At 37.8% G+C, this 15,119-nt stretch carries 14 protein-coding genes; 11 read left to right on the forward strand and 3 right to left on the reverse strand.

Annotated features, from left to right (window positions below; translation table 11 throughout):
* Positions 1-30 precede the first annotated feature (30 nt).
* The 4 genes from EHQ52_RS03585 (at position 31) to EHQ52_RS03600 (ending at position 3,968) form a co-directional block, all read left to right on the forward strand.
* Entirely contained in the window at positions 31-525 is a 495-nt protein-coding gene (locus EHQ52_RS03585; RefSeq protein ID WP_135613893.1) for a DUF3015 family protein, read from the forward strand.
* An 11-nt stretch (positions 526-536) separates the two neighbouring features.
* Positions 537-1,016, forward strand: coding sequence for a DUF3015 family protein (locus EHQ52_RS03590; RefSeq protein ID WP_135613894.1), 480 nt, complete (start codon positions 537-539; stop codon positions 1,014-1,016).
* 74 nt (positions 1,017-1,090) lie between these two features.
* On the forward strand, positions 1,091-3,127 hold the full coding sequence (locus EHQ52_RS03595) for an Lnb N-terminal periplasmic domain-containing protein (RefSeq protein ID WP_135613895.1): 2,037 nt from the start codon (positions 1,091-1,093) through the stop codon (positions 3,125-3,127).
* Positions 3,093-3,968: an alpha/beta hydrolase gene (locus EHQ52_RS03600; protein WP_135613896.1), complete on the forward strand. Its 876-nt coding sequence runs from the start codon at positions 3,093-3,095 to the stop codon at positions 3,966-3,968. The genes EHQ52_RS03595 and EHQ52_RS03600 overlap by 35 nt, the downstream gene beginning before the upstream one ends.
* Here the strand turns inward: EHQ52_RS03600 and EHQ52_RS03605 are convergent.
* Complete coding sequence (locus EHQ52_RS03605) at positions 3,965-4,504, reverse strand: hypothetical protein (RefSeq protein ID WP_135613897.1); 540 nt, start codon at positions 4,502-4,504, stop codon at positions 3,965-3,967. The two genes, EHQ52_RS03600 and EHQ52_RS03605, sit on opposite strands and share 4 nt — an antisense overlap.
* On the opposite strand from EHQ52_RS03605, the gene EHQ52_RS03610 reads away from it, so the two are divergent.
* The 6 genes from EHQ52_RS03610 (at position 4,503) to EHQ52_RS03635 (ending at position 11,996) form a co-directional block, all read left to right on the forward strand.
* A complete protein-coding gene (locus EHQ52_RS03610) occupies positions 4,503-4,946 on the forward strand; it encodes a hypothetical protein (protein WP_100707761.1) in 444 nt (147 codons plus the stop codon). The genes EHQ52_RS03605 and EHQ52_RS03610 overlap by 2 nt on opposite strands.
* Before the next feature lie 3 nt (positions 4,947-4,949).
* Positions 4,950-6,293, forward strand: coding sequence for a class I SAM-dependent RNA methyltransferase (locus EHQ52_RS03615; protein ID WP_135613898.1), 1,344 nt, complete (start codon positions 4,950-4,952; stop codon positions 6,291-6,293).
* 59 nt (positions 6,294-6,352) lie between these two features.
* Positions 6,353-7,474, forward strand: coding sequence for a SpoIID/LytB domain-containing protein (locus tag EHQ52_RS03620; RefSeq protein ID WP_135613899.1), 1,122 nt, complete (start codon positions 6,353-6,355; stop codon positions 7,472-7,474).
* A 310-nt stretch (positions 7,475-7,784) separates the two neighbouring features.
* Positions 7,785-8,492 (forward strand): ABC transporter ATP-binding protein, encoded by a 708-nt coding sequence (locus EHQ52_RS03625; protein WP_135613900.1) that lies wholly within the window; start codon positions 7,785-7,787, stop codon positions 8,490-8,492.
* Positions 8,489-10,996 (forward strand): ABC transporter permease, encoded by a 2,508-nt coding sequence (locus tag EHQ52_RS03630; RefSeq protein WP_135613901.1) that lies wholly within the window; start codon positions 8,489-8,491, stop codon positions 10,994-10,996. The genes EHQ52_RS03625 and EHQ52_RS03630 overlap by 4 nt, the downstream gene beginning before the upstream one ends.
* Before the next feature lie 49 nt (positions 10,997-11,045).
* Positions 11,046-11,996 carry a hypothetical protein gene (locus tag EHQ52_RS03635; protein ID WP_135613902.1) on the forward strand — a complete coding sequence of 317 codons (951 nt, stop codon included), beginning with the start codon at positions 11,046-11,048 and terminating at the stop codon, positions 11,994-11,996.
* Here the strand turns inward: EHQ52_RS03635 and EHQ52_RS03640 are convergent.
* Complete coding sequence (locus EHQ52_RS03640; RefSeq protein ID WP_135613903.1) at positions 11,983-12,702, reverse strand: hypothetical protein; 720 nt, start codon at positions 12,700-12,702, stop codon at positions 11,983-11,985. The genes EHQ52_RS03635 and EHQ52_RS03640 overlap by 14 nt on opposite strands.
* On the reverse strand, positions 12,702-13,259 hold the full coding sequence (gene pyrE / locus EHQ52_RS03645; protein WP_135613904.1) for an orotate phosphoribosyltransferase: 558 nt from the start codon (positions 13,257-13,259) through the stop codon (positions 12,702-12,704). The genes EHQ52_RS03640 and pyrE overlap by 1 nt, the downstream gene beginning before the upstream one ends.
* Positions 13,260-13,435: 176 nt before the next feature.
* Here pyrE and EHQ52_RS03650 point away from each other — a divergent pair, with 176 nt between their 5' ends.
* The gene (locus EHQ52_RS03650) at positions 13,436-14,524 is read left to right on the forward strand and encodes an acyl-CoA desaturase (protein WP_135613905.1); all 1,089 of its coding nucleotides are present in this window, start codon (positions 13,436-13,438) and stop codon (positions 14,522-14,524) included.
* Positions 14,525-15,119: the final 595 nt, after the last annotated feature.

The raw sequence follows: 15,119 nt of genomic DNA on the forward strand, positions 1-15,119 counted from the left end.
CCGATTAAAAAAGGAAGGAGAGGTTCATTTATGAAAAAAGAACTTCTATCGCTAGGATTAGTCGGATTACTCTGCTTGTCCTCGGGAATTTCAGTCTCTGCCGCAGACTACGGTGTAGCAGGTTGCGGATTCGGGTCTCTGGTTTTTAAAGAAAACAAAGGTGGTCACCAAATTTTAGCGGCTACTACAAACGGTACATCTGGTAGCCAAACTTTCGGTATCACTACTGGAACTTTGGGATGTGCTACTGATGGATTGGTCCAAAAAGAAAAAGTACAAGAAGTATTTGTTTCCCTTAACTTCAATTCTTTGGAAGCTGAAATGGCACAAGGAAAAGGAGAAAAATTAGAAGCACTTTCAGGACTTCTTGGCTGTTCCACTAACGGAACTGCACAATTGGGAGAATACACTAAGTCTAATTTCGACGTATTGTATACCCAAGAAACAACTCCTTCTTCTTTACTTAGCGCGGTAAAAGACGGGATCAGAAAAGACGCAGTGCTCTCTAAGAGCTGCAAAATTTAAGGAGATAACTCATGAAAAGAATATTAGCAGTATCTCTATTTCTCGCTTTAGTAGCTTCTCCACTTTACGTAGCTTCCGCTAAACATGGCGCTGCAGGTTGTGGTTTAGGTTCTATCGTAATCACTGAGAATAAAAAAATTCACCAAGTGATCGCGGCTACCGTAAACGGAACTGTTGGAAACCAGACTTTCGGAATTTCTACAGGAACTTTGGGATGTGAGACCAGCGGTTTTTCTCAAAAACAAGCTGAACAACAGATCTTTGTTCACATGAACTTCCAATCTTTGGAGCAAGAATTTGCAAAAGGTTCTGGTGAAAAAATGGAAGCATTCGCTTCTTTAATGGGTTGTTCCGATATGGGAACTTTCGGAAAAGTAGGAAAAGAAAAATTCTCCGCACTTTTCGACCAAAACACTCCGGATTCCTTTTTGGAAAAAATGAGATTCGAAGTAGCAAACAACTCTGCTTTAGTCGGAAGTTGCAAAATCTGATCACACCTTTTAAATAAGGCCTATTTCCCTTCTCCAAATGGAGAAGGGAATATTTGTTCAATCTAAAACTTTAAGTGCCATTCAAGTCCTATTCTCTTTTTATAATATTCATTCTATTCTCTATCTCCGGGATTTTCAGCTCTTCACATGCAAAGGGCACCGAAAAGATCCTAGAATACCAAAAATTGGCAGAGACCAAAAAACTTTGGGAAGATAGATACTGGATACTTCTATTACATTATACTAAAACCACATTCGGGAACTGGATAAGCGAGGCGGACTCCCCTTCTTTTTTTCTTTCAAAAGAAGGAAGAAAAAATCCTGAAGAAGAACTTCTCTCTGCGATCGAAGCATTTATGACAGAATCGTCCGCTCTTCCAGGAGAAGAAAATTGGATGCATCCAGCATGTAAATTCCCGGAAAGAAAAAGATGGATCCAAGAAAAACTTTCTATACCTGATTCAGATTTTGCAAAGGTTGATTGTACTAGATTCGAAAAATGGTTCTCAACTCTTAACCCAAAAGGTGCAAAAATCATATTCGCTTCTTATTATATGAATGCTCCAGCTTCTATCTTTGGTCATACTCTTTTAAAATTGGATTCAGGTGATCAAAATAGAAAAGAAATTTTAGAATATTCTGTGAATTATGCAGCAAACGCAGATCCTGAATCTACAAATGCGATCGTGTATTCTATTTTTGGTTTATTTGGCGGATATCCAGGGACCTTCTCCTTATTCCCTTATTATGTTAAAATTGCAGAATATAATGATATAGAAAGCAGAGATCTTTGGGAATACGAGTTAGATCTAAAAGAGGAAGAAGTTAGAAGAATGACAAGGCATCTCTGGGAATTGGGAGCTGCCACATTCGATTATTATTTTTTAGACGAGAATTGTTCTTATCATTTATTTTCTTTGATAGAAGTAGCAAGACCAAGTCTTTATCTTAGAGACAAGGCTCCTTTCGTAATCCCCGGTGATACTGTTAAAAAGTATATTGAGCAAGCAGGTCTTGTAAAAGATATCAAATATAGACCTTCTCTACATAGCAAAATTATCCAAAAACTCAGAAAGATGAATGATGATGAAAAAGATCTTTATGAAAGCGTAATGAATGACGGAAATATATCTCTTTTGACAAATAAGGAGCCTGACCCTAAGATCAGGACTTCTTTTCTTTCGGATACGATCTTAGATTCTTTTCGTTATAAAAAAGCAGAAGGAGATTCTCCTAAGGAATGGGACCAAACTTATAAACAATTACTTTTGTTCAGAAGTAAACTTCCAACTGATTATGAAGATTCAGGATATTCTACCATCACTCAAAGTCCTCATGTGGGTCATGGAAGTTCTGCATTGTATAATGAGGTTGGGACTTCCAGCTTAGGAAATTTTATAGGTTTCGGCTATAGAGCAGCAGTTCATGACCTTTTGAATACTGATCAAGGTTATATTCCAAATTCTTCTGTGGATTATTTTTCTTTTAAGGCAAGGTATTACAAGGATTCTAAAAAACTTCATCTAGAAGAATTTCATCTGATCAGACTTCTTTCTTTAACTCCTTATAATTCGCTCGGTCGTTCTGTTTCTTATTTTGTGGATTCAGGGACAGATTCTTCCGTATATGAAAAGAAAGGAAACAAAGAAGATAGACAAAATCTGGAATGGCAGGCATTACTTCGCCCGCAAGATCTTTCTTATACTCTCTATAGACTGGATGATGTTTCTAAATCTGAAAAATACGAAAGAGTTACGAATGCAAATATAGAAACCACATTTGGTTATAGTTTTCAGGACCAGTTTTCAGAAGGCCCTAAACGTTTTTTATTCTCTGCTCAGGCTGGAGCAAAAGTAAGATATAATGGTAAATACGATACGAATGCGATTGTAGCTCCTCAAATTGCAGCTTATTGGATCGCTAATTTTGATTCTTTTAAAGCAGTATTATCTTTGCATTATTATACTTTTTCCATTTACGGAGTCCCGGATGATTACAAGGCGCAATTAGGATTTCGTTATGCGATCCACGCCAATCATGAATTAAGATTAGAGGCGAAAGCCCAAAGGAATTATAATGAAGCCAGCTTCTCCTATGTGTATCAATTTTAAATATATATTATATTCCATTCTTCTTTTCTTCTTATTGGGGAACTGCTCTTCCATGTTATTCTATCCGACTCGGGATATGTACATCCCGCCTGAGAAAATGGGATTTCAGCCCGAAAAAATTTCTCTTAAAATGAAAGATGGAACAAATATCAAAATTTGGATCTTCAAACCTTCTAAAGTAAAAGCTAAAGCGAGTATTCTTCAGTTCCATGGAAATGGCGACAATATGTCTAGCCATTATATTAGCCTTGTTTGGCTGGTAGAAAAGGGTTATGAATTAGTGATCTGGGACTATAGAGGTTACGGTGATTCCGAGGGAGAAGCGGAGAAGGAACCTATATTAGAAGATTCTAAAGAAGTTCTGAAATTCCAACAAAATAGAGCAAAAGAACTTGGAATTCCTTGGATTATTTACGGACAAAGTATGGGTGGCGCGCTTGCAATCAGGGCAGTTGGAGAAATGCAAAACAAAGAAGGATTACTCTTGGTTGTCGGAGATGGCACTTTCGCATATTATTCTCATGTTGCGAAGACAGTGGCAGAGAGATTGTTTTTCTTTCCGATAGGACAGTTAGTTGGGCTCTTCTTCTCAGATCATTTAAGTCCTGGAGAAGTGGTAGATCAAATTTCTCCAGTAAAACTATTAGTAGTCCATGGAACAGATGACCAAATCGTTTCTTATCCAAATGGAATGGAACTTTTCCAAAAAGCAAAAGATCCTAAAATTTTCTGGGAAATCAAAGGTGGAAAACATTTAGATTGGATGGAAATGGGAAGATCAAAGGGCGCAAAAAATTTCCAGAAATTTTTAGATGAGCTAGTCTCTCACTGGACTCCTTAATTTTCAGAAGAAGTCCAATACATTCTTTTACCTTCCAATAAAGATCTAAGTGCATCTTCTGGTTTAGATTCTTGGATAAATAATTCAGGCATGGAGAAGTTCCCAGTATTATAAAGTTCTATCGATAAGAAGGTAATCTTACCTTCTTTCGCAAAAAATACCTTTTCGAAATCTCTACACTTTAGCGCATAAACTCCGGTAGATAACTCTAGAGTTTTATATTCTCCAGAATCCAATCCAAAGTTTTGGAATAATGTACGATTCCCTTCTTTGAAAGATCCTGGGTATTTATATAATTCTATAACAAAGGAGAATAAGGACTGAGCCTCTCTTTGCGGCCGAAGCACATACACAAGTGCCTTGTCTTCTTTTACTTTTTTAAGTTGGTCAAATCTCTGAGGACTTGCGCAAGATCCGAACCCTAAAACGACACAAATATAAAGTAAGAAGGTTCTAAAGTAGACGAAGCCCTGAAAAAATCTGGTAGCTCCTTGGGCTCTCCAGTTAAAATTGACCTTAATTCGAGGATTTTGCATGAAAATTGAGTTCACACCCGAGCAGTACGAAACCTTACTAAAATCCATCGCGATCTCCAGTTGGATGATCAATGCTTTTAATGAAGGTGACGAGGAATTAAATTCCTACGCTGAACTCGAGCAATACATACTTTCCTTTGCAAAAGATTTTGGGAAGCAGGAATTCGTGGACTATGATGCCGCCGACAATGTGTATTTCCCTACTCGTAAATTCGAAGACCAAACAGATATATTCGATATCATCTCTGATTACGATAATGAATTATTCTGGGATGAGTTAATCCACAGAATGGCCAGAAGAGATTTCCTACAAGAGTATGGAGAAACTGGCGTAGCTTCTATGGCTATAGAAGAAAGGATCGAAAAAGAAGCTCCTTATATCAGTAAATACGAAGAGATATTTACCAACCAAGGCCTGGAGAATATAGACATTCGTCCTTAATCCATGTTTGACCAGGAACCTTTCGGAGTTTTAGAAATTGAAACCCTTTTACCCAATCTAAGGGGAGAAGGTACATTAGGAAAAAAGAAAATAGAAATTCCTTATTCTCTTCCGGGAGATGTATACGAAGTATACAAATTCGGAAAAAGAAAAGTTTTCTATAAATGGAATCCTACCCACTTAGAGCCAAGAGTATCTTCTCCGCAATGTCCTAGTTTTGGAGAATGTGGTGGATGTTCCGGCCAACACCTGCCCTATCTTGAACAATTCAAATTAACATCTGATCCAATCCTAAAAGGATTACAAAATTTTAATCTAGTCAATAAAAGTATATCTCCTGCGGAATCTTCTTACTCTTACAGAAACCGTATGGACTTTGCTGTCTTTCCTGGACGGGTCGTTGGTTTAAGAATGTCAGGAAATTTCAGAAGGATTGTAAAAATAGAAAACTGCTCCATCCAAACGGATTGGGCAAATTCTGAAATGCCTCTTTTCCAAAAACTTTTGGAATGTTTTCCTGAATTAGAATACGATCGCAAAAAAGAAACAGGTTATCTGAAATATCTGACTCTGCGCAAATCCGTTTTCAATGATGACTCAATGAGCATTCTAACATTTACAGAAGATTTTAAGAATGAAAATCTGATGAATCAGGTGGCAGAAAAAGCAAAAGAGATACTAGCCGCTAAAAATATAGTATTTTGTTTTAACCGTAAAAAGGGAGAAATTTCTGCTTCAGGAGAAGCACTTGCGATTAGAGGAAATACTTATCTGATAGAAGAGATCTGGGGTAAAAAATTCAAAATTCCTTTTGATGGATTCTTCCAACCGAATCCTAAAGAGTTTATTAAAATTTTAGAATTTATTAGATCTAAAATTAAACCAGCTGAAAATCTTGCGGACCTTTTCTGTGGAAGTGGATTTTTCTCAATTCTATTCGGTGAAAAATTTTCTCGAATCCTGGGAATCGATATTATATCTTCTTCTGTATCAGCTGGCGAGGAGTTCCTACAAGATATTTTCCCGGATAAAAAAATAGAATTTTTGGCGTTTGACCTATTTCATAAAAAAGGTTTGGAGAAAATGAACTCCGCGAATCTTCCATGGAAGGATTCAGTGGTGATCGCAGATCCTCCCAGAAGCGGACTTTCTCCAGAATTATGCGCCTTCTTAAATTCTAACCCTGTTTCTCAGCTCATCTATATTTCCTGTAATCCTACAAATTTGCTGAGAGATGCCAAAATTTTGGAAGAATCCTATAAAATGGAGGAGTTCCTACTCTGCGATCCATTCCCTCAAACTCCTCATTTGGAAGCAGTATCGATCTTCTCCCCTAAAAATCGCTGAAGGGAATCTGATTTTTCTTCGATAGTAAGTACCAAAGGTATACGAAACCGAAGGTGCCCATGAAACGACTTTCTATTATCATTCTATCATTCTTAATTTTGGCGGTCTGGGGTTGTAATACAGTCATCATTCGTCCTTGGAATGCTCCGAATGCTCTTAAAACTTCCGAAAAGATCAGAGTCTTTTTAGGAAAGGCTGAATCTGATCTGATGATCAAAGCAGACGGGGTTATTTTCGTATATGATGTGAACGATCTTCTGATCAAACGCGCATATGATATGATCTCTCTGGACGCTAAAAAATTGAAGGCTCCTATCCGTTTCGTAGCGGACAATCCTGGTTTGGAATATAAGGGAAGAAAGTTCAGAGGAGAAATTTTACTCCAACCTGATAAAAATGGCAACGTTCTACTCATCAATAGAGTTCCATTAGAAGAATATTTATATTCTGTTGTTCCTTCAGAAGTTCCTGCTGGCTGGCCAACGGAAGCTTTAAAAGCACAAGCGATCTGTTCCAGAACTTATGCGATCAGAGAGATCCTGAATAAAAAAGATACCGCTTATGATGTTGAGTCCACTGTGAATTCACAAGCTTACTCTGGGATGGCTAAAGAAAATCCAAGAACCACTCAAGCAGTTCGTGATACAGAAGGTGTTCTTGCAGTTTATGAAGATGATCCTATCCATATGTTCTTTCATTCTAATAGCGGTGGGAGAACTGAAACTCCTGACCAAGTTTGGGGTGGCAAAAGGCTTCCTTACTTAGAATCTGTTGCTTCCAGGTTTGATGAGGCCGGCGACAATTTTGTTTGGAAGGAAGTTTTAAACCAAGATAAAATGGATCAAACTCTTTCTTCCTTAGGTGTCGGTTCTATCCAATCCGTACAAGTTCTTTCTAGAACTCCTTCCGGTAGAGTGGATCTTTTAGAAGTGATCGGGAAACAAGGTACTTCTAAAATTAAAGGAAAAGAATTTCGCAGCCTACTCGGAACTTCAGTGAAATCTCTTCGTTTTGGTATCAAAAGAGAAACAGAAGGATTTTTGATCAAGGGTATGGGTGCCGGTCACGGTGTGGGCTTAAGCCAATGGGGAAGTTTCGGTATGGCAAAGCAGAATTTTACCTACGCAGAGATCATTCGTCATTATTACCAAGGGATTGAATTCGCAAGGATTACTAGATAGTTAATTTCGTACTAGTTGTTTTTCACGCAAAGGCGCTAAGGGGGAGAAGGTTTTTTATCTAGTAGTCCCTAAAATCTTAGCGGTCTTGGCGGCTTAGCGTGAGAGAAAATTCCTAGTTCCCTTTCCTCAACTTCTGTTTGCCCCCAAACTTATTTTAAATCTATATAACTATTATATTCTTTAATAAATCCGCACTCTTCTCTCCGCGTCTTCACGCCTCTGCGTGAAAATTTCTTTGCGTCTAGTTTCCCTTTGTGCCTCTCCGTGAATAATCCCTTGCTTCTTCTCCTAGATAAAACAAAATAGGATCATGTCGAATCCGACAAACAAGATCCTAATCCGAAATTTAACCAAGTCCTATATAAATGGAAAACAGAACGTTCCAGTCCTGAAAGGGATCAACCTAGATGTATCAGATACTTTTTTGACTTTGATGGGTCCATCTGGTTCAGGTAAATCTACATTTTTGAATATTCTCTCTGGGATAGACCAAGCAGATTCAGGAGAAGTTTGGATCGGTGGTAAAAACCTAAGCAATTTTACAGAACAAGAACTTACAGAATATCGTAGGAATGAAACTGGGATCATCTTCCAATTCTTTCATCTTCTTCCTTATTTAAGCGCTTTGGAAAATGTGGCCTTGCCTCTTTATATCTCAGGTTTGGGAAAATCTAAAGCAAGAGAGGTTGCGAAAGAAGCATTGGAGAAGGTTGATCTTACTCATAGATTCAAGCATAAACCGGACGAACTTTCCGGTGGAGAACAACAGAGAGTTGCAATTGCAAGAGCGCTTGCAAAACGCCCAAGTATAGTTTTGGCAGATGAACCTACTGGAAATTTAGATACATACCACGCTCATAAAATTTTGGAACTTCTCTTGGAATTACAAGAGAAGGAGAAGTTTTCTTTATTCATAGTAACCCATGATAGAGAGATAGGAGAAAAAGGGAAAATACGACTTAAGATGAAGGATGGAATCATCCTACATGAACAAAATCCTGCTTTGGGTCTTGTATGAATTTGTATTTTTTATTCTTATACGAATATTTTAAGACACATCTTCCCAGATTCATATTTGCACTTTTAGGAATTTCATTAGGTGTAGGATTATTCTTATCCACTACAAGTAACGCAAACAAAGCAGAAAAGTCTCTAGTCGATTTTTCTATGGGATATTTAAAAGGAGATTTTAATTTAAAAATTTCTCCGAGTAGACCTGGACAAAGCCTGGATTGGCAAATCCTTTCCGAAATACATTCTAATCCTGATCTAAAAAATATTTCCGCTATCAGACCCAGAATACAACAAGAAGGAATTTCTTCTGATAATCTAAGAGTTCTGTATATGGGAATGGACCTCACCAAAGAATATTTAGGAATTCCTTTAAAGGAAGACACAAGTTCTGAATTTTCCGGTCCATTAGAAAAAACATATGTATCCAAATCCTTAGCGGATAAATTTAAAGGTGCCCCATTTTCTCTTCTTCTAAATGGAAAAAACTGGGAGTTTAAGGATTATATCTCAGTAGATATGGAAGGTGGTTTTTTGATCATTGAAGATATTTCTTTGATCCAAGAAAAACTCAAAGATATCAATGGAGCAGATTATCTTCTTTTAAAATCTTCTGACCCAAATCTTTCTCAGGTAAAAGAAAATCTGCAAAAGGTATTAGGTGCAAATGTCAAAATAGAAACATCAGAAGAGATCCAAGAAAAATCTGCAAATGCACTTCGCTCTTTTCAATTAAATCTCCTAATCATTTCTTTTATTTCACTTTTGATCGCATTCTTCATGGTTTCTAATACCATGACAGGTTTATATTTGAGTAGAGAAAGAGAACTGGGGATCTTAAGAACTTTAGGATTGGATGTAAGATCTTCTATCTTTCTTTTTTTAAGCCAATCTGTTTTGCTCGGAAGTATAGGTACTGTTTTAGGGATTGTTTTTGGTATATTCTTTTCCGGTTTAGATTTTTTCCGTCCTGAATCGGGGCTTGTAGATAAAAATTTATTATCAACTTATAGTTCTATTTCTTTATTTGATTTAGGTCTCGCTGCAGGGCTTGGGATCTTGGGTTCGGTTATTTCTTCTGTTTATCCTGCAATACGTGCGGGAAAGCTCCCTCCCCTTTCCATACTCAGAGACTCTCAAAAAGAAAAAAGGCAGATCCCAAATTCAAGACTCGCGATTTATGGTGGGATCATATTTTTTTCTTCTTTAGGAATCTCTAATCTTCCTTCTCCTTGGAGACTTCCTTTGCCTGGCTTACTTGGTGTGGGAGGTGTTACAATTGGGATCACATTCGCTTTTCCTTATTTACTTTCCTTATTCAGTTCTGGTGTTTCTAAAATTCTGGATAGAAGTGATAAAAGTTTTCCTTTTTTCAGGATTGGCTTAGAAGAATTAAAAGAAAATCCAGGAAGGAATACTTTGACTGCTGCAACTGTAATGCTCGCAGTTTCTTTGGTTTTATGTCTGACCATTCTCACAGATAGTTATAAAAAATCTCTGAATGATTGGGTAGATTCAGAATATCCTTCTGACTTTACGATCATCAATGATCGATTCTTCCATTCGGGGATCCATGGTGGGGTCCCTAAAGATCTTCCTGAAAAGATCAGAGATTTAGGTGTAAGTTCTTATCTGGATGGTTTTTTAGTAAATACGTCCTTTGAAACTGATAGAGGTAATTTTATCATTCACGCATATGATTTTTCAGTTTATCAGACCAAAGCGGAAAGAATAGAGAATGAAGTAAAAGAAGAAACTGATGTTTTAATTTCTTCCAATATGGCCCATTTAAAAAAATTAAAAGTGGGAGATGTGTTAATCGCTCAAACACCTTTCGGCAAAAGGAATTTTCATATCAAAGGGATCAAAGAACATTTCTTTTCGGAAAAAGGAACTGTGATGATGGATATCCATTCCTATAGGAAAAACTTCGAATTTAAGACCATAAACTCCATTAAACTTTTCTTAAAGAAAGAATATTCAGATACATCTGGTATAGAATATTCCAAAAAGAAAATTACGGATTTTATGAATTCTGATCCTGAATACAAAGATCTGATCTTACTCGATTCTGCACAACTCAGGGAAATTTATCTATATGAGATCAATAAAGTATTTCGAGTTTTGGATTCTCTTAAGGCGACTGCAATTCTAATCTCTGTCATTTCTTTACTTTCTTCTCTTGTTCATACTTTGTACGATAAGCGCAGGATCTTGGGACTTCTAAAATATTTAGGAGCTTCTCAGGACCAACTTGGAATTATTCTTAAAACGGAGTCAGTTTATCTGACAGGATTCGGTGCGTTCTTTGGGATCATCTCTTCTCTCATCATGTCTCCTATTATCCTTTATGTGGTGAATAAGAACGCGTTCGGCTGGACGCTCACCTTCTCTTTTTTGCCTGAAACCCCAATCCTGATCTTAGTTTTTGCACCTATCTTGGGTTGGATTTCCGCAGTATATCCCCTACGTTTATTGAGAAAAATGAGCTTCCAGCTCAGTCCAGAATGAGGAAAACTATCTTGATTCAAAACTAGCCCGGAAGTAAGTTATTCCTTCAATGGCTACTCAGCTGGAAATCGCCCTGGAACTTGCGGAAGAGATCAAAAAGATCAACCAGCAGGAAGACAATCGTATCCCTACTTCAGACACTTTTTTGAAAGATATGATCGCATTCTTTTCCAGGGATGTGCATGAAATCCGAGAAACCCTGGAAATGCTCAGGGAAGCCAAGTATCTTTTTATCATTAAGATCGTTCTTCCAGAACAATCCAAAAATTCCAGGGACCAAGACCAGGGAGTGGATGCTTATATCTACGCGGACCTAAAGATCGTAAATGAACTGAAAGGTTTCGCGGAAAAAAAATTGGAGAAGGCTTATGAGGCCACCTATTATAAAAGAAAATCTCCCTTTCAGATCACACGAGAATTATTTCCAAAGATAAAAGAGCATAATAATACTCCTTTGGGAAGGTTTATCAATATCGCAGTGATGTTGGAAGAATACCAAAGGGTTCTCACTTCTGCCCCAAATGATTACGACGATAATAGACGCAGAAATTTATTATCAGAGTTATTAGAAAGAAGCGGAACTCCTGTCGCAGTTGCTCGTGATATTCCAGATTATGAGATCACTTCTTTAGGCGGAGGAGGAGGTTCTCCCTTAGGTTTCAAAAGAGCTGCAGATGCTGTTGCGTCTAATGAAGTTTCTTTTAATCCAAAAAGCCCTTGGTCCAGACTTACTTCTAAATTTTCTGCCGAGTTTTTAATCCGTATTCATTTGAGAAAATATGAATTCGACACTGTGCGAAAACTGATCCTGGGCGGAAAATTAGTCAACTTTGATGATCTAAAATATGTAAGAGATAGTGTCCAAACGATGGAGAACCATATACATCTGGATCCAATCTTACAAAATTTTACAGAAGAGATGACTGAACTCAGAAGACTTGCTCAGAAAAAAATGAATATCCTGAAAGGTATTACCAATTCAGGATCTATCCAAAATTGACCAACTCGAAATACCGAGCAATTAGAGTAATCAATACTACCACTAAAATAAAGATATAACGTCTTCTCGCGGAATATCCTGTATCCATTCTATCTTTAGGAAAATAGATCAGGAACAAAAGTGCATTCACTACAAATATTATAAAAAGAGCATCTTGTTTTTCTTTCCAATATCCACTTACAAAAGCAATTGTTGCTCCTATAGAAGGTAAGAAAGTCATTAAAGTTTTCCAGCTTAATACCTTAGTGTCTTCTTCGAAGACTTTTGCTTTTTTGCCGGTTTTCTTCTCTAATTCGCTTAAGAACTGATCCATATTTTCTATATTTAATATAGGTATATAAGTTCCTTGTTTGGAAATGAGTAGAATTCTTTCGTAACCTCTAAATCTATCTTTCTCGATACTTTGTAAGTCGCGATATTCGAACTCCATACATTGGCCTTTCGCGTTCCATTGTTTTAAGGAAGAAGAGTCCAGTTCCACTTTGGCACCTTCTAATACTTTTAACTGTTTTCTGTAGTTTTTTAGAAGAATAAGTATTAGAACACCGCTTAAGAGCGCATACGCGGAAAGAAATCCAGATCTTTTATCTAACTCTACCTGAAAAAAACTGATCCCAATGAATATTACGAAAATCGAAACTACAAGTCCAGCTCGGATCAGTAGTTTTTTCTTAAAAACGGGAGAATCGTATTGAAATACGGACATTAATCTAAACTTCCGAATTCTGATTTTTTAAACAAAGGGAAAACTTTGATCCCTTCGTCTTCTATCGCTTTTTTGCCGCCTTCTTCTCTGTCCAAGATACAGATACAAGCGGTTACTTCTAATCCAGCGTCTCTCAAACTTTTGATTGCTTGCAAGGTAGAACCTCCAGTAGTGATCACGTCATCCACTACCACACAGGATTTGACTCCGTTTACTCCACCTTCTACCAAATTTTTGGTGCCGTGGTCCTTAGCTTGTTTTCTCACGATCAACGGGAATACATTCTTGGATTGTTTTCTATATTCTAAGGAGATCCCAAAACAGATAGGATCTGCTCCCATTGTGAGACCACCGAAGGCTTCTTCCCTGTCCAGACCGGATTCTGGAAGATGTTTTTCCACAATATACTTACAAAGTAATTCTAATCTTTGAGGATGAAGAGTGATTTCCTTACAATTAAAATAATGCCTGGATTTTCTACCACTGGCCAAGGTGAACGGTTCCTCTCGGAAACGATAGGCGTGGGTTTGAATGAGTTGAAACAATTCTTCCCTCAAAGCGGATCTCCCTCGGGCATCGCCCGGAATTCCATGATAGTAGGAACTCCTCAGGAAAAAACAGATTTTTGAGCCGGATCGGAGCCAGATGGAAAAATTCTAAATTTCTGAATTTTTTCGCAACCTGGGTCCTCAATTCCGCTCTTATCAGAAAAACCAAGACGGGAAAAACCGACATGGAACAAACGAAAAAGAAAATAGCGTTGAAGACCACAATCTTCTTAATAGCGACTCCGATCATCGGGGTCATCGGGACGGGTGCCTTATTATTAACCAGAGGTATTCCATTAAACACATGGCTTGTGTATCTATTTATGACCGCAGCAACCGGACTTGCGATCACCGGAGGATACCACCGTCTATTCTCGCATAGAGCTTATAAAGCTTCTTTGCCGGTAAAATTGTTTTATATTCTTTTCGGAGCGGCTGCGTTCCAACAATCAGTGATCGAATGGAGTTCTGATCATAGAATTCACCATAGATTCGTAGATAAGGAAGAAGATCCTTATGCGATCACAAAAGGGTTCTGGTATGCTCATATTCTTTGGTTATTCGAGAATAGAGATCATAGAACTCCAGTTAACGTGAACGATCTTTACGAAGACAAATGGGTAAAATTCCAAGACGATCATTATTACCCGATCGCTATTTTCATGGGATTTTTGTTCCCTACTCTTCTTTGCGCTCTTTGGGGAGATGCATTGGGTGGATTATTATTAGCAGGTTCTTTAAGAATTGCGGTAAATCACCACATGACATTCTTCATCAACTCCTTGGCACATTATAAAGGAGACCAACCTTTCTCCGATAAACATACTGCTAAGGACAATTGGGTCATCGCATTGTTTACTTTTGGCGAAGGATATCATAACTTCCACCACGAGTTCCAAGCTGATTACAGAAACGGTATCCGTTGGTTCGATTACGATCCAACCAAATGGTTGATCAATACTTTCGCATTTTTCGGTTTAGCAAGTGATAGAAAGACTATCTCTGAAGAACAGATCCTGCGCAAAAAAATGGTAATGGAAGAGAAGGCTCTACGCGAAAAACTAGAAGCTAAATCTCAAACCTTAAGCCAAGGATTCGAAGAAAGATTAGAGGTTCTGCGTAATTCCGTTCAGGAAAGCCAAGCCAGAATGATCAATTTGAAATCTGTGAAAGAAGAAGCAGGAAAAAAGGCAGTCAAAGAAGCTGAGTCGGATTACAAAGTGGCGTTAAACACTTGGAAAAGATTCGTTTCTGGAGATCTTGCTCCGGTCTGATATTATTCCCAGTACCTGATCCATTGCCCTCCTTCGGGAGGGCCTTTTTCATTTAAAGAATAAACTTAACTCATTCTTTTAACATAGGCCGCGTCCCTCGCGATTACCCTTAATTCGCTGACTTTTTTTATTTTTTACGCTCGGGTCAGGCTCTTCGCTTCAGTCAGCGAAGCACCATTCGATCTTTTTAAATTTGAAATCTTCCCTCTTATCACATGGTGCATCGCCGGATTTACGCTGCGATCCTTCGCGGGTTTTGAAAGAAATGTTTTTCGCTTATTCCAAGCCATTTTTTTACTTCAACCCGTGTGTCAGATTCAAGTACATTCAATTTCTCACGCAGAGACGCTAAGACGCGAAGGGTTTAAATTGCTTCTTCCACAAGCCGAACTTTTCTCAGCGTAGTAATTTTGAGAAAATCATTTTACATCATTCCCATGTGCATATTATGTGTCAATTGTGCGAAAGGTTGATATAAATGCGCATTGTTCCATTAATTATACTTATATTTTCCATTATTTCATGTAATAGACCGAAATCTATGGATTCTTCCTACTTCGGAGGGGTTGCGAATATCGGCGTAAGCGATTCAGGC

Source organism: Leptospira koniambonensis, from assembly GCF_004769555.1.
GTDB classification, from domain to species: domain Bacteria; phylum Spirochaetota; class Leptospiria; order Leptospirales; family Leptospiraceae; genus Leptospira_B; species Leptospira_B koniambonensis.

Bases quoted from the DNA above. Each gene is read 5' to 3' on its own strand.
- EHQ52_RS03585 (WP_135613893.1), top strand. From the start codon at position 31: ATGAAAAAAGAACTTCTATCGCTAGGATTAGTCGGATTACTCTGCTTG.
- EHQ52_RS03590 (WP_135613894.1), top strand. From the start codon at position 537: ATGAAAAGAATATTAGCAGTATCTCTATTTCTCGCTTTAGTAGCTTCT.
- EHQ52_RS03600 (WP_135613896.1), top strand. From the start codon at position 3,093: ATGAAGCCAGCTTCTCCTATGTGTATCAATTTTAAATATATATTATAT.
- EHQ52_RS03610 (WP_100707761.1), top strand. From the start codon at position 4,503: ATGAAAATTGAGTTCACACCCGAGCAGTACGAAACCTTACTAAAATCC.
- EHQ52_RS03605 (WP_135613897.1), bottom strand. From the start codon at position 4,504: ATGCAAAATCCTCGAATTAAGGTCAATTTTAACTGGAGAGCCCAAGGA.
- EHQ52_RS03615 (WP_135613898.1), top strand. From the start codon at position 4,950: ATGTTTGACCAGGAACCTTTCGGAGTTTTAGAAATTGAAACCCTTTTA.
- EHQ52_RS03620 (WP_135613899.1), top strand. From the start codon at position 6,353: ATGAAACGACTTTCTATTATCATTCTATCATTCTTAATTTTGGCGGTC.
- EHQ52_RS03625 (WP_135613900.1), top strand. From the start codon at position 7,785: ATGTCGAATCCGACAAACAAGATCCTAATCCGAAATTTAACCAAGTCC.
- EHQ52_RS03630 (WP_135613901.1), top strand. From the start codon at position 8,489: ATGAATTTGTATTTTTTATTCTTATACGAATATTTTAAGACACATCTT.
- EHQ52_RS03635 (WP_135613902.1), top strand. From the start codon at position 11,046: ATGGCTACTCAGCTGGAAATCGCCCTGGAACTTGCGGAAGAGATCAAA.
- EHQ52_RS03640 (WP_135613903.1), bottom strand. From the start codon at position 12,702: ATGTCCGTATTTCAATACGATTCTCCCGTTTTTAAGAAAAAACTACTG.
- EHQ52_RS03650 (WP_135613905.1), top strand. From the start codon at position 13,436: ATGGAACAAACGAAAAAGAAAATAGCGTTGAAGACCACAATCTTCTTA.